Annotated in this window: 12 protein-coding genes; 6 read left to right on the top strand and 6 right to left on the bottom strand. The window is 58.8% G+C overall.

Annotated elements, in window-relative coordinates:
• Window positions 1–9: 9 nt before the first annotated feature.
• Window positions 10–1554 (bottom strand): MocR-like pyridoxine biosynthesis transcription factor PdxR, encoded by a 1545-nt coding sequence (pdxR, locus tag AC1DIG_RS10600; RefSeq protein WP_477767262.1) that lies wholly within the window; start codon window positions 1552–1554, stop codon window positions 10–12.
• A 104-nt stretch (window positions 1555–1658) separates the two neighbouring features.
• Between pdxR and AC1DIG_RS10595 the strand changes: the two genes are divergently transcribed.
• Genes AC1DIG_RS10595 through AC1DIG_RS10585 form a run of 3 tightly spaced genes read left to right on the top strand, consistent with a single transcriptional unit; the run spans window position 1659 to window position 3426 of the window.
• Window positions 1659–2288, top strand: a complete 630-nt coding sequence (locus tag AC1DIG_RS10595) for an FMN-binding negative transcriptional regulator (protein ID WP_477767261.1) — start codon at window positions 1659–1661, stop codon at window positions 2286–2288.
• 2 nt (window positions 2289–2290) lie between these two features.
• Window positions 2291–2737: a GNAT family N-acetyltransferase gene (locus AC1DIG_RS10590; RefSeq protein ID WP_216742547.1), complete on the top strand. Its 447-nt coding sequence runs from the start codon at window positions 2291–2293 to the stop codon at window positions 2735–2737.
• A 17-nt stretch (window positions 2738–2754) separates the two neighbouring features.
• Entirely contained in the window at window positions 2755–3426 is a 672-nt protein-coding gene (locus AC1DIG_RS10585) for a GNAT family N-acetyltransferase (RefSeq protein ID WP_477767260.1), read from the top strand.
• 113 nt (window positions 3427–3539) lie between these two features.
• Here AC1DIG_RS10585 and AC1DIG_RS10580 read toward each other — a convergent pair whose 3' ends face one another.
• A complete protein-coding gene (locus AC1DIG_RS10580; RefSeq protein WP_477767259.1) occupies window positions 3540–4442 on the bottom strand; it encodes a homocysteine S-methyltransferase family protein in 903 nt (300 codons plus the stop codon).
• Between the two features lie 113 nt (window positions 4443–4555).
• On the opposite strand from AC1DIG_RS10580, the gene AC1DIG_RS10575 reads away from it, so the two are divergent.
• Both AC1DIG_RS10575 and AC1DIG_RS10570 read left to right on the top strand, forming a co-directional pair.
• Entirely contained in the window at window positions 4556–5377 is an 822-nt protein-coding gene (locus AC1DIG_RS10575; protein ID WP_477767258.1) for an ABC transporter substrate-binding protein, read from the top strand.
• Window positions 5374–6210 carry an amino acid ABC transporter permease gene (locus tag AC1DIG_RS10570; RefSeq protein WP_477767257.1) on the top strand — a complete coding sequence of 279 codons (837 nt, stop codon included), beginning with the start codon at window positions 5374–5376 and terminating at the stop codon, window positions 6208–6210. The genes AC1DIG_RS10575 and AC1DIG_RS10570 overlap by 4 nt, the downstream gene beginning before the upstream one ends.
• Window positions 6211–6214: 4 nt before the next feature.
• Here the strand turns inward: AC1DIG_RS10570 and AC1DIG_RS10565 are convergent, their stop codons facing one another.
• Window positions 6215–6493: a helix-turn-helix domain-containing protein gene (locus tag AC1DIG_RS10565; RefSeq protein WP_477767256.1), complete on the bottom strand. Its 279-nt coding sequence runs from the start codon at window positions 6491–6493 to the stop codon at window positions 6215–6217.
• Entirely contained in the window at window positions 6490–7815 is a 1326-nt protein-coding gene (locus AC1DIG_RS10560) for a type II toxin-antitoxin system HipA family toxin (protein WP_477767301.1), read from the bottom strand. Before AC1DIG_RS10560 ends, AC1DIG_RS10565 begins: the two co-directional genes overlap by 4 nt.
• 441 nt (window positions 7816–8256) lie before the next feature.
• Here AC1DIG_RS10560 and AC1DIG_RS10555 point away from each other — a divergent pair, with 441 nt between their 5' ends.
• Window positions 8257–10452: an autotransporter outer membrane beta-barrel domain-containing protein gene (locus AC1DIG_RS10555; RefSeq protein ID WP_477767255.1), complete on the top strand. Its 2196-nt coding sequence runs from the start codon at window positions 8257–8259 to the stop codon at window positions 10450–10452.
• A 77-nt stretch (window positions 10453–10529) separates the two neighbouring features.
• Here the strand turns inward: AC1DIG_RS10555 and oadA are convergent, their stop codons facing one another.
• Window positions 10530–12338, bottom strand: coding sequence for a sodium-extruding oxaloacetate decarboxylase subunit alpha (gene oadA, locus AC1DIG_RS10550; protein ID WP_477767254.1), 1809 nt, complete (start codon window positions 12336–12338; stop codon window positions 10530–10532).
• 11 nt (window positions 12339–12349) lie between these two features.
• A complete protein-coding gene (locus tag AC1DIG_RS10545; RefSeq protein WP_054594785.1) occupies window positions 12350–13765 on the bottom strand; it encodes an acetyl-CoA carboxylase biotin carboxylase subunit in 1416 nt (471 codons plus the stop codon).
• Window positions 13766–13844: the final 79 nt, after the last annotated feature.

Raw genomic sequence — 13844 nt, 5'->3', positions numbered from 1 at the left:
GCATCAGCATCACCAGACCTTTTTCAATCGCCCGAGCGCAGCGCTGATCGCCGCCTCGGGCACCGCCGCGAAACCCAAGACCAACCCGGCACGCTGATCCGACGGAGTGCATGAGTCCGGCAGCCAATAGCGGCTCAGGCCACTGATCTCGACATCGACACTCGCCGCGGCGTCGATCAATTCACGTTCACGGGCCTGAGAGTCGACCGCCACCGTCAAGTGCAGCCCCGCCGCGACACTTGGCAGTCTGCCAACCCCTGGGATATCCACAGGCCATCCGGCCAACAGCGTGTTGCGACGACTCAAGGCCGCGCGCCGCATTCGGCGGATATGCCGCTGAAAGTGCCCGGTGGCCATGAACTCCGCCATCACTGCCTGAGTGCTTACCTCGGAATGGCGCACATCCACCGCACGACGCTGGGCAAACGCCTCTACCAGCCCCATCGGCAACACCAGATAACCCAGGCGCAATGCCGGAAACGCGACCTTGCCGAACGTGCCGACGTAAAGCACCCGGCCTTGCCGATCCAGCGCCGCCAAGGGCGCCAGCGGTGCGCCGCTGTAGCGGTACTCGCCGTCGTAATCGTCCTCGATGATCCAGCCTTCGGTGCGCTCGGCCCAGGCGAGCAATTCCAGACGTCGAGCCAGGCTCATGATCGCCCCGGTCGGATACTGATGAGACGGCGTGACGTAGGCCAATCGGCAATCGCTCAACCCGTCCAGTTCGGCGCAATTAATACCGTCGCTGTCCACCGAAACCCCATGCAAACGCGCCCCGGCCACGGCGAAGGCATGTCCGGCCGCGCGATAGCCGGGGTTTTCCACAGCCACCCCATCGCCGGGCTCCACCAACAGCTGTGCACAAAGGCTAATCCCCTGCTGTGCGCCACTGGTGATCACAATTTGCTCAGCACTGCACTGCATGCCGCGCGAGCTGCGCAAATAAGCCGCGATCAATCCGCGCAAGCGCTCGTCACCTTCGGGCGCGCCATAACACAGTTGCTGTAAATCCGGCTTACGCCAGAAAGCCGCATTCAGCTTGGCCCAGACCTCAAACGGAAACAGATCAAAGGCCGGCACACCGACCCGAAAAGCCCTCGGTGGACCACCCGCGGGCCTGGTCAAATGATGCTTCTCGATCCGCTCCAGAGCACCGCTGTGGATAACTTTACTGGATGTAATCACAGGTAAATCCAGCCAATTTGTGGATAACCCTGTGGGTAAGCCTGTTGGTAACCCTGTGGATACTTTTGTGGATAGTTTTTTCGCCGGCAACGCGGTTTGTGGTAATTGCGCCACGTACGTGCCGTCACCCACCCGCCCCTCGATGAAGCCTTCGGCATAGAGTTGGTCGTAGGCACGGACCACGCTATTGCGCGAAATCGACAACGCCGCAGCCAGATCACGGCTGGCCGGCAAGCGCGTGCCACTCACCAGTCGACCGTCGAGCACGCGCAGGCGTAATGCCTGATAGAGCTGGCGACTCAAGCCCTGACGGCGATCAAGCTCGATACCCGCCGGGTTGAACGACAGGGACAGCGGCGGGTTGTTCATGGCAATGGAACCCCGTTAATGGACCTACGAAATTGGCTGTTAATGGCTCTTACAACAGACCAATAGCCTGCCTAGGATACAAGCATTCGCCAAGGAAAATATCCATGTATACCCCCAGCGCATTTGCCATCGAAGACCTTCCCGCCCTGCATCAGCAGATCCTCGACACACGTCTGGCGATCCTCGTCACCCACGGCGAGCAAGGCTTGCAGGCCAGCCATGTGCCGCTGCTGCTCAGTCCCGAACAAGGCCCGAATGGCACCCTTTACGGCCACCTGGCCCGAGCCAATCCACAGTGGCAGGAGCTGGAAGCCGGGGCCGAGGCGCTGGTGATTTTTGCTGGGGCCGATGCTTACGTCAGCCCATCGTTCTACCCCAGCAAAGTTGAACACGGCAAAGTCGTGCCGACTTGGAACTACTTGGCGGTGCACGCCTATGGCAACGCCGAGGTGTTCAGCGACGCTCATCGCCTGCGCAATCTGGTCAGCGCCCTGACCGATCGCCATGAACACGGACGTGCCAAGCCATGGAAAGTCGACGATGCACCGCCCCACTACATTGATGGCATGCTCAAGGCCATCGTTGGTTTTGCCTTGCCGATCCAGCGTCTGGAAGGCAAACGCAAGCTCAGTCAGAACCGCAGTACCGCAGACATCGCCGGTGTGCGCGAAGGGTTGAGCGCCAGCGCCAACCCGCACGACCAGGCCCTCGCCCATTTGATGCCAAAGGAATGAACATGAGCCAAATTGAAATTCGCCGCGTTACCGCCAATGACCACGCCGCTTGGCAACCGTTGTGGCAAGCCTACTTGCGCTTCTACGACACCGAATTGCCCAACGCTGTTTATCAGAGTACATGGCAACGTTTGCTCGACCCGAACGAACCCACCAACGGCGCCCTTGCCTGGCTCGATGGCAAGGCAGTGGGTCTGGTGCACTTCATTTACCAGCGCTCTAACTGGAGCATCGAAAACGCCTGCTACCTGCAAGACCTGCTGGTGGCCCCTGAGCAGCGTGGTACTGGTATCGGTCGATTGCTGATCGAATTCGTCTATGCCACGGCAAAGGCCGACGGTTGCTGCAAGGTTCATTGGCTGACCCACGAAACCAACGCCACCGCGATCCAGCTCTACGAGCGCATTGCCGAGCGTCCTGGTTACATCCAGTTTCGCAAAGGTCTTTAAGGTTCAAGGAGAGCAACATGTCGACTTCACTCGCTGACTGGAAAGGCGCTCCAGCGCCCTCGGTTCAACTGATCGAAGGGCGCTTCATTCGCCTGGAAAAACTCGACCCGGCGCGCCACGCCGATGGCTTGTTCAAAGCCCTGCAAGGTCCGGGTGCCGACCCGAAATTGTGGGACTACTTGCCTTACGGCCCGTTCCCGGAACGCAGCGCGTTCAATGACTGGCTGAACAATCACGCCGCCAACAGCGACCCGTATTTCTTCAGCGTCATCGACCGCGCCACCGGTGAAGTGCAAGGCTTGCTCAGCCTGATGTCGATCGTCCCGGCCCAGGGCCGCATCGAAATCGGCCACGTCACCTTCGGCGCCCCGATGCAGCGCTCGCCGAAAAGCACCGAAGCGGTTTACCTGCTGGCCAAAGAGTCGTTCGCCCTGGGCTACCGTCGCCTGGAATGGAAGTGCAACAACGGCAACGCCCGCTCCAAATACGCCGCCGAACGCCTGGGCTTCAGCTTCGAAGGCGTGTTTCGCCAGCACATGGTGGTCAAGGGCCAGAACCGCGACACCGCGTGGTATTCGATCCTGGATTCGGAATGGCCGGCGATTGGGGCGGGGTTTGAGAAGTGGCTGTCTGATGAGAACCAGACGGATTCGGGGCAGTTGAAAACACTGGCTGAGTGCCGCGCCTAAAGATCGTTCCCACGCTCTGCGTGGGAATGCAGCCCGTGACGCTCCGCGTCACATTCAAGAGCGGACGCAGAGCGTCCAGCGAGGCATTCCCACGCGGAGCGTGGGAATGATCTTTAGGCGGCTAAATGCTGCGCCAACACCGCTATATGCTCCGGGCCAATCCCGCAGCAACCACCGAGATGGCTGGCGCCGCGCTTCTGCCAATCGGCCGCCCAATGCAGGTAACCTGGCGGATCAAGGTCCTCGCGTAACGGGTCCAGGCCATCATTGGCCGTGGCCTCTTTAGGTTGCGGCGGGAAAGCGTTGGCATAAGCGCCGATGTGAATCTTCACACCCAAACGCTCGAAAGTTTCCCGTGCAGCATCAATCGCCGCACCGATTACTTCCGGCTGGCTGCAGTTGAACAGCAACGTCTCGACACCCAGCTCCGCGGCCACCGCAGCGGCTTCGGTCACAGGTTCGCCCGAACGCAAACGTGGCACTTCGTCCGTGTCTTCATCCTTCAAGGTAAACGACAGCCAGAACGGCTTACCGTCCTTTGGCAAACCGGCATGAATAGCCCGCGCCTCGACAATCGAACTCTGGGTTTCGGCCAGCCACAGGTCGACATGAGGCGCCAGCCCCGTGACCAATGGCGTCAGCAATTCACTCACCCGGGCAGCATCAAAAAGGTCCGGACGATAGGAACCGAACAGCGGCGGCAATGAACCCGCCACCCGCACGGACTGCTTAGCCGCGTCGGCTGCACGCCGTGCAAGCTCACCTGCCAATGCGGCAAGCGCCTGGCCTTCAGCCGCAAAACGTTCTTCACCAATATGAAACGGCACCACCGCGTAGCTGTTGCTGGTGATCACGTTTGCACCGCTTTCGATATAAGCCGTATGGACGGCCTCAACCGCTTGCGGTGCTTCGCTCAACGCCAGCGCGGACCACTCGGGCTGCCTGAACGGCGCGCCTCGGCGTTGCAGTTCGCGACCCATACCGCCATCCAGAATTACCGTGCTTCCTGCGCTCATATGCTTTTTACTCATATGCTTATGAAAATAACTCACTACCAGAGTTGTTCTTATAACTATTAAATACGCACCATTCGGTTAATAACAACTCCTTTTTTAGTCAGGTACTGCCCGTGAAATTTCAACCGCTACTGGCCCTGGGCCTGACAATTCTCGCTGCCTCTTCCCAAGCCTTTGCCGGCGCCACACTGGATCGCATCGAGCAAAAGAAAGAGTTGGTGGGCGTGCTGATGGAAAGCTATCCACCGTTCTCATTCCTCAACGATCAAAACCAGCTCGACGGTTTCGACGTCGACGTGGCCAAGGCCGTGGCGGACAAACTTGGCGTCAAACTGCGTCTCGAAACGCCGTCCTGGGACGTGATCGCTGCTGGTCGCTGGAGCGGTCGTTATGACATCTGTATCTGCTCCATGACCCCGAGCAAGGCCCGCGCCGAAGTCTTCGATTTCCCGGTGGAGTACTACGCTTCGCCAGCAGTGATCGTGGTCAATGCCAAAGACGATCGCATCCATGACGCCAAAGACTTGAGCGGTAAAAAAGTCGGCCTCACCAGCGCGTCCAGCTACGAAAGCTACCTGAACAAGAACCTGGTGATCGAAGGCGCTGAAGACACCCGATTGCAGTACCCGTTCGAAGACGTGCAGATCGCCCCGTATGACACCGACAACGTCGCCTTCCAGGACCTGAGCCTGGGCGCTGGCGTGCGACTGGATGCAGTCCTCACCAACCTTGTAACCGCACAACCGCGCCTGACCCAGGACCAGCGCTTCAAGCTTGCCGGCGAACCGCTGTACTCGGAACCCAACTCCGTGGCCATCGAAAAGGGTGATGCCCAGTGGGATGGCAAAGTGCGCGAAGTCTTCGCCCAACTGAAACAGGACGGCACCTTGAGCAAGCTCTCGCAAAAATGGATCGGCGCCGATATCAGCAAATGACTTCTTTCCCCAAACCTCCTCAGCCGCCGCAACCGGTGGCTGAGTCATTGCTCAAACGTGTCTTTGGCTTTCGTACGCGCCTGTACCTCACCTGGGCGACGATGCTGGGTTTGTTCGCGAGTTTCTTCCTGAGCTTCGACCTGAAGTTCTCGATCATCCTCGACAAGCTGCCGAACCTGATCGGCCTGCATCTGGCGCCCAACGGCTTCTTGCAAGGCGCAGCGCTGACACTGTTTTTGTGCCTGTGCTCGATTGTCGCCTCGTCGCTGCTGGGCTTCATCACCGCCCTGGCGCGATTGTCGAAGAGTGCCGTGGCGTTCGGCATCGCAAGTTTCTACGCGTCGTTTTTTCGTGGTACACCGCTGCTGATTCAGATCCTGCTGATCTACCTCGGCCTGCCACAGCTGGGCATTGTCCCCGGCGCCATTGCCGCCGGGATCATTGCGTTATCGCTGAATTACGGTGCGTACCTGAGCGAAATTTTCCGCGCCGGCATCGTCGGTGTACCTCATGGTCAGCGCGAAGCTTCCCTCGCGCTGGGGATGCGCGAGTCGGTGATCTTCTGGCGAGTCACCCTGCCACAGGCCATGCGCACCATCATCCCGCCCACCACCAACCAATTCATCTCGATGCTCAAAGACTCATCACTGATCTCGGTGATGGGCGTCTGGGAAGTGATGTTCCTGGCGCAGTCGTATGGCCGCTCCAGTTATCGCTACATCGAAATGCTGAGCACGGCAGCGATCATTTACTGGCTGTTGTCGATTGGTCTGGAGTTGATTCAGGCACGGATGGAGCGGCATTACGGGAAGGCGTACAAGCAGCGGAGCTAGGGGTTCAGCTGATCGTACGCCGAATCTTCACCACGCCCATTTGCATCCCGAATGGGCGGAATACGGCATTAAGTGATTTGAGCGTCTGGTTCCCTTCTCCGTGCTCGATGTGCACCAGCGTACGCACGGAGATTTTGCACATCTTTGCGAACTGGCTTTGGTGTAAACCGGTCACCTCAACTCGCAATTGGCGCACCGCTTCGCCGATAGCCAATGTGTCATTGGCTAACTCTTGCTGAATACGTTCGATCAGCAGTGTTCGCTCTGCCACTGTCATGCTCATTGCAGCCCCCACTCCCTTAAACGCTGCTCAAGATGTCGCAGAGCAATGCGAGGGTGATTCATCGTCACCTCAGGCAGACCGCTTTCGGTCAGTATGTCCGGCAGCGCCCGCAAGCGATTGGCTTGCTCGCGCAACCGCTCGAAGACCACCTGCGAATCGACAATCCCCGTCAACGCATTGCAGACGCCACGCCAATCGACATCCCCCGCCACCTCCAGATCCCGTGGCCATTTTGTGGTCCGGGTGATGCCTTCATCGTCCATGACCATCGGTGCCAGGTCGTAGATCGGCGCCAGTTCAAACGAATTGGCATGGCGGATGATCGCGGTGTTACGTCCATGGTTATCGGAGTTGCCAAGTATTTTGTTGAGCAGGTCACGACGCAGGTAGTCCACGACCAGATCCTCAATATGCGCCGCTTGTCCGGTCGACCGCCAAAGGTCGGCGAGGAGCCGGATCACCTCCAAGTGATCCATGGGGCTTCCCGGGGTAGTCACTCCGGCCAGCGAGTAAATCGACTCAACCGCCAGTCGCTCGACGCCCTGCTCGCTTATACGACGGTCAAAACGCTGCATCCACAAACTGGGTTTTGTCGCCTCTTCCAAAGCCAGCCCTGCTGTCGCCACGGTGTCGATGCCTAGTGTTTGCAGCGCCTTGTAGTAATGGAATTCGCTTCTGAGGATGTCTTTATCGGTTTGTGTGCCCTGGTTGCGGGCGAACTTCACAAACCAGTGCTGCGCCACCTCGGTGTCATCCAGCACTGCATCCGGATACAGCAGGCCTTCACGGTTTTCTGTCAGCAACAGCTTGGGCGCTTCACCGCCAGCCCCCGTCGCACCACCAATGGCTGCGCCTTGTTCGTAGGCGTATTCCAGAAAGCGATTGTCGCGCGAGATCACATCGTCACGCTGAAAGCCCACTGCCGGGCGGCTGCTCAGTGTTTCAAGCGACTCCTTGATCCGCATATTGCCAACGGGGGCCGGTGTACTGCGAGCCAGTAAAAACAGGTCGGCGCTAATGCCCTCTGGCTTGTCGCGGCCAATGTGCGTCATGAGGAATCGTTTGGCTGCCCCCGCAGGTGCAATGTCGTGCAAGAACGCTGGAGCCGCCGGGGTTCGCAGGCCCTCCCAGGCAATTGGAACATTGGCGCTCACAGCCCCAGCGAAAGGACTTGGTATGTAAAAGACGTTGTCGATCAGATAACCCTGCACATAGCCAAAGCTGCACCGACTGGCGAAGCCTTGCTCCGGGTCATCAAAACTCAGGACCATGGCATCCTGCCATTCCCCGGCCGTATGAATTTGTAGTGTTAGCGTCAGCATTGCTTGCTCCTGCAATTTAATGCGCTTATGAAGACTTAAAACACGACGTGAATGCAATATAGTGCATATATTCAGTTCGCACACGACCAAAATCTGCATTTAAATGCAAACAAACGATAATCCCAAGCAAGCTACTGCATTAAATTGCACCCTCACGCGATTGAAGCCATGCATCAATCTGCAAAAAATCTCTACATGCTAGAAGCATGGGCAAATTGAACGATGGCAGACGACTTTCCAAGCCTTCGCAAATCGACACATCCGAGAAGAGCGTAAGGAAAAACGTCAGTGCATGGAGGCCAATGATCATGTGGCCTGCTGGATGTACCCTTTGCTACAACCGAAGCTCCAACACCTCGCACAAGGGCCAGAAATACCCGGCATCAGAGCATGTGCCCGCCCTTTTAAAGTTCGACCTCCCCAAGGAAGAGGTCGCATTCAATGCCCATTTTGAACACTCATCGTCCACACCATCTCGCTCTGGCAATCGCTCTCGCATTGAGCGGCGTCGACGTTGCGACAGCCCAGCAGCTTTCCACCAATGCCGAGCCCCATCAGATCGAGACACCAGTCGACCCGTTCGCACGGCTTCAGGCATACATCAAGGCGACCGATACCACCCCGACCAAGATCACCAAGGCCTACAAAAAAGGTCCCGACGGTATCGCCCTGCAGCTGGACGACGCCAATGATCTGGTGATCGTACTCAACCGCGGTAGCTTCAACGGGGTGGTTGACGGAGGTGGTGGTCAAAACGTATTGCAGCTCGACGCCAAGAACGGCGGCACATTGGATGAGAGCCGCAACTTTGCCGTACTGCATGCCAAACAGGGCGATTGGATACTGACCGGTTCCAAGGATTTCAAGGAAAGTACGCTGGTCGATAAAGGCTCCACACTAACCAACAATGGAGGTATTGCAGGCGGTGCAGAAACACGAGGCACGCTCATCAACAACGGCTGGATCGGTGGTAGCGCAAGCGTCCTGCACGGTGGCCATCTGGGCAACATGGGGGACATCAAAGGCCATGTGGTCGTTGGCGAAGGCGCAACCTTCAGCGGCAAAGGCAACGTCGGTAGTCTGGATGTGCATGGCCGCTTCGTGGTCAACCGTTCGCAGGGCGCAGCGCAGATCAACGGTGACCTGAAACTGCTAAACAGCGCCGAGTTGTCCTATGAGATCGACGCTGACGGCAGCGCCGAAACCATCACAGTCGACGGTACCGCAATACTCGAAAACGCGAGCCTGACAGTCAATGCGATGGAGGGCGAATACCCACTCACACAACGCTACACAGTGCTTGAAGCGAACAAGGTCGAAGGTGAGTTTGGCAAAGTCAGCAGCAACCTCGCCTATATGACGCCAACCTTGGCCTACACCGACACCCGCGTGGGCCTGATCTATGCCCGCAACGACGTGCCACTGGAAACCTTTGCCACGACCGAGAACAGCCGGGCACTCGCCAATAGCCTCGAACCCGAGCAACAGAGCGCCCCGGTTACCGCAGCGCCACACAGTGAAACCCCACCCACTCCAGCAACCGCCGATATCGTGCCAGCGCTTCTGCCAAGCCCACCGGATGAACATCAGCCAGCACCTGCTCCGGTGATGAACACCGCCATCAATGCCCTGCTCACCAGCAACATCACAACGGCCGCCATCGCGCTGGAACAGCTGGCCGGCTGGAGCAACGCCAACCTCGCCAATGCCACGTTGAGCAGTGTCCGGCCGGTCAGTGCGAGCATGCTTTCGGCCATGCGCGAGCTGAGCGACGACGCTAGCCTGCAAGATCGCTCGGCAACCGGTCACGGTACCAACGGCAGGGTCTGGGTCCAGGCGCTGGGCAACTCCGCAACCCTCGATGACAAACTGGACGACAGCGCCCTGCGGCAACGCACTCACGGCGTTGTGGTGGGGGCCGACTGGTCGCTCGACAATGAATGGCGCGTAGGCCTGCTCGGTGGCAAATCACAAACACGCCTGGACGGGGCGCTACTGGACGGCGATCTCGACAGCTGGCACCTCGGTGCCTATGCGCTGCGCCAAAGTGGTCCGCTGGCGCTACGGTTCGGCGCCACCTACGGCAGTCATGACGGTACGACCAAACGCAATATTGCCTTCAATCGTTACAGCGACCGACTCAAAGGCAGCTATGACGCCAGCAGCCAGCAGGTTTTCGCCGAAGCCGGTTACAACCTGAGCAGTGGTGCCCTGCAGGCCGAGCCTTTCGCAAGCCTGGGGTATGAACATTATCAACGCGATAGCTACCGGGAAAAAGGTGGGGACGCCGCGCTTAAAGTCGACAAACAAACCCAACGCAACATGAACAGCACCTTGGGATTGCGCCTGTCGCACCATAGCCAACTTGAGAACGGCATGCGCCTGACTCCATACACAAGCGCTGGCTGGAAACACACCTACGGAAATCTCACTGGTCAGGTACGCCAGACCTTTGTGGTCGGTGGTGAGGCATTCGACATCGAAGGCACTCCACTGGATCGCAACAGCCTGACACTGGAAGCGGGGTTGGATCTAAAGGTCTCGAAGCAGCACGCTCTGAGCATTGCCTACAACGGTGAGATCAGCAGTAACAGCCACGAAAACGGCGTGATGGGTCAGTGGCGGATGAACTTCTAACGTCCACAAATCCGGGGCGAAAAAAAAGGGGGGCACATGCCCCCCCGAGGTAAAGCGTTGCAGTCGAGGCTGTTAAATCAGCCTTCGATCTCGATCAGGATTTCGCCCGGGTTGACCCGGTCGCCCTTGGCCACATGGATGGCGGTGACTTTGCCGGCGATGGCTGCTTGCACTTCGGTTTCCATCTTCATCGCTTCGGTGATCAGCACCGCCTGGCCGGCTTTCACGATGTCGCCTTCCTTGACCAGCACATCGACGATGTTGCCTGGCATGGTGGTGCTGACGTGGCCCGGTGCGCTGGCTTGCTTGCGCTTGCTGCTGCCACCGCTGACGAATTCGTTGAGTGGCTCGAACACCACTTCTTCCGGCATGCCGTCGATGGACAGGTAGAAGTGACGCTTGCCTTCGGACTTGACGCCCACACCGGTGATGTCGACGCGGTAGGTTTCACCGTGCACATCGATGACGAACTCGGTCGGCACACCTTCGCCGCCCGCCGAGGACACACCGCCGGCTTCCGGAATCGGCAACAGCACTTCCGGAGTCAGGGTGCCGGCTTCGCGTTCTTCAAGGAACTTGCGCCCGATGTCCGGGAACATCGCATAGGTCAGCACGTCTTCTTCAGACTTGGCCAACGCGCCGATTTCGCCGCGCAGCTTGGTCATTTCCGGCTTGATCAAATCCGCCGGACGGACGTCAATGACTTCTTCGCTACCGATCGCCTGACGACGCAGCTTCTCGTTCACAACACCCGGCGCTTTGCCGTAGCCGCCTTGCAGGTAGAGCTTCACTTCATTGGTGATGGTCTTGTAGCGCTCACCGGCCAACACGTTGAAGAACGCCTGAGTACCGACGATCTGCGAAGTAGGAGTCACCAGCGGCGGGAAGCCGAGGTCTTCGCGAACCCGTGGAATTTCGGCCAGCACTTCGCTCATGCGGTTCAGCGCGCCCTGCTCTTTCAACTGGTTGGCCAGGTTGGAAATCATCCCGCCCGGCACCTGGTTGACTTGCACGCGGGTGTCGACGGCGGTGAATTCGCTTTCAAACTGGTGGTACTTCTTGCGTACCGCATAGAAGTACAAACCGATTTCCTGCAGCAGTTCCAGGCTCAGGCCGGTATCGAACTCGCTGCCTTTGAGGGCGGCGACCATCGACTCGGTGCCTGGGTGACTGGTGCCCCAGGCGAAGCTGGAGATCGCGGTGTCGATATGGTCGGCACCATTTTCGATGGCCTTCAGTTGGCACATCGCGGCCAGGCCGGCGGTATCGTGAGAGTGAATGAACACTGGCAGCGATTGTTCGCTTTTCAGTGCTTTAACCAGTTCGCCAGTGGCATACGGGGTCAGCAGGCCGGCCATGTCCTTGATCGCCACGGAGTCGCAACCCATGGCTTCCATTTGCTTGGCTTGTGCCACGAACGCCTCGATGGTGTGCACCGGGCTGGTGGTGTAGGCGATGGTGCCCTGAGCGTGTTTGCCGGCGGCTTTCACCGCTTCGATGGCCACCCGCAGGTTACGCACGTCGTTCATCGCGTCGAAGATGCGGAACACGTCGATGCCATTCACCGCCGCCTTGGCAACGAACGCCTTGACCACATCGTCGCTGTAGTGGCGATAGCCCAACAGGTTCTGGCCACGCAGGAGCATTTGCAGACGGGTGTTAGGCAACGCCGCACGCAATTTGCGCAGACGCTCCCACGGGTCTTCTTTGAGGAAACGTACGCAGGCGTCGAACGTCGCGCCGCCCCAGACTTCCAGCGACCAGTAGCCGACTTTGTCGAGCTTGTCGCAGATCGGCAGCATGTCGTCGGTGCGCATGCGGGTCGCGAGCAGCGATTGGTGGGCGTCGCGCAGGATTGTGTCAGTTACAAAGATCTTCTTGGACATTGTTTTATTCCTCACAGGCCTGCGTGGGCGGCGATGGCGGCGGCGATGGCCAGGGCCAGCTCTTCGGGTTTGCGCTTGATCGAGTAGTTGGTCAACTCAGGGTGGCTTTCAACGAAGCTGGTGTTGAACTGACCGCTACGGAATTCCGGGTTACGCAGGATTTCCTGGTAATAGGCGGCGGTGGTCTTGACCCCTTGCAGACGCATGTCGTCGAGGGCGCGCAAGCCACGATCCATCGCCTCTTCCCAGGTCAACGCCCAGACCACCAGTTTCAGGCACATGGAATCGTAGAACGGTGGAATGGTGTAACCGGTGTAGATCGCCGTGTCGGTACGTACGCCGGGACCGCCGGGTGCGTAGTAACGGGTGATCTTGCCGAAGCTCGGCAGGAAGTTGTTTTTCGGGTCTTCGGCGTTGATCCGAAATTGCAGCGCGAAACCGCGGTGCTGGATGTCTTCCTGCTTCACCGACAGAGGCAGGCCGGAGGCAATGCGGATCTGCTCACGGACAATGTCGATGCCGGTGATCTCTTCGGTGATGGTGTGTTCCACCTGCACCCGGGTGTTCATCTCCATGAAGTACACCTCGCCCTCGGCGAGCAGGAACTCCACGGTGCCGGCATTCTCGTAACCCACCGCCTTGGCCGCACGCACCGACAGGTCGCCGATGTAGGCGCGCTGCTCTGGCGTCAATTGCGGGCTCGGGGCGATCTCGATCAGCTTCTGGTTACGACGCTGGATCGAGCAATCACGCTCGAACAGGTGCACCACGTTGCCGAAGCTGTCGCCGAGGATCTGCGCTTCGATGTGCTTGGGATTGACGATGCATTTTTCGAGGAAGACTTCCGCCGAACCAAAGGCCTTGGTCGCTTCGGAAATCACCCGCGGGAAAGCTTGTTCGAGTTCGTCGCGGCTGTTGCAGCGACGAATCCCGCGACCGCCACCACCGGAGGTGGCCTTGAGCATCACCGGATAACCGATGCGATCGCCTTCGGTCAGGGCTTCGGCGATGTCGGCGACGTTGCCTTCAGTGCCCGGCGTGACCGGCACGCCAGCCTTGATCATGCTGCGGCGGGCTTCGGTCTTGTCGCCCATGCGACGAATGACTTCTGCCGATGGACCAATGAATTTGATACCGCGCTCGGCGCAGATATCGGCCAGTTCGGCGTTTTCCGAAAGAAAGCCATAACCTGGGTGCAACGCGTCGCAACCGGTTTCCACCGCGAGGTTCACCAGCTTGCGCGGGTTCAGGTAGCCGGCCAGTGGCTCGGCACCAATGCTGTGGGCTTCATCGGCGCGTTTGACATGCAACGCATGGCGATCGGCGTCGGAATAGATCGCGACCGAACGAATGCCCATCTCGGCGCAGGCACGTACGATTCGTACGGCAATCTCACCACGGTTGGCAATCAGGATCTTTTTTATCACTTGGAGGTTCCCTTGAGCCGGTTGCTACCCACGACCTTGGACTGGGTCGGCGCGTGACTAAATGTTTCAAGCCAGTCGC

Source organism: Pseudomonas sp. 05N431 (genome assembly GCF_056397005.1).
The sequence above is the reverse complement of the archived record's forward strand: the minus strand, read 5'-3'. Positions and strand labels throughout refer to the sequence as shown.

What these genes read in the sequence shown, in the direction of transcription:
- AC1DIG_RS10590 (WP_216742547.1), top strand. Translation starts at nt 2,291, where the DNA reads ATGAGCCAAATTGAAATTCGCCGCGTTACCGCCAATGACCACGCCGCT.
- AC1DIG_RS10555 (WP_477767255.1), top strand. Translation starts at nt 8,257, where the DNA reads ATGCCCATTTTGAACACTCATCGTCCACACCATCTCGCTCTGGCAATC.
- AC1DIG_RS10570 (WP_477767257.1), top strand. Translation starts at nt 5,374, where the DNA reads ATGACTTCTTTCCCCAAACCTCCTCAGCCGCCGCAACCGGTGGCTGAG.
- AC1DIG_RS10585 (WP_477767260.1), top strand. Translation starts at nt 2,755, where the DNA reads ATGTCGACTTCACTCGCTGACTGGAAAGGCGCTCCAGCGCCCTCGGTT.
- AC1DIG_RS10595 (WP_477767261.1), top strand. Translation starts at nt 1,659, where the DNA reads ATGTATACCCCCAGCGCATTTGCCATCGAAGACCTTCCCGCCCTGCAT.
- AC1DIG_RS10560 (WP_477767301.1), bottom strand. Translation starts at nt 7,815, where the DNA reads ATGCTGACGCTAACACTACAAATTCATACGGCCGGGGAATGGCAGGAT.
- AC1DIG_RS10565 (WP_477767256.1), bottom strand. Translation starts at nt 6,493, where the DNA reads ATGAGCATGACAGTGGCAGAGCGAACACTGCTGATCGAACGTATTCAG.
- AC1DIG_RS10580 (WP_477767259.1), bottom strand. Translation starts at nt 4,442, where the DNA reads ATGAGCGCAGGAAGCACGGTAATTCTGGATGGCGGTATGGGTCGCGAA.
- oadA (WP_477767254.1), bottom strand. Translation starts at nt 12,338, where the DNA reads ATGTCCAAGAAGATCTTTGTAACTGACACAATCCTGCGCGACGCCCAC.
- pdxR (WP_477767262.1), bottom strand. Translation starts at nt 1,554, where the DNA reads ATGAACAACCCGCCGCTGTCCCTGTCGTTCAACCCGGCGGGTATCGAG.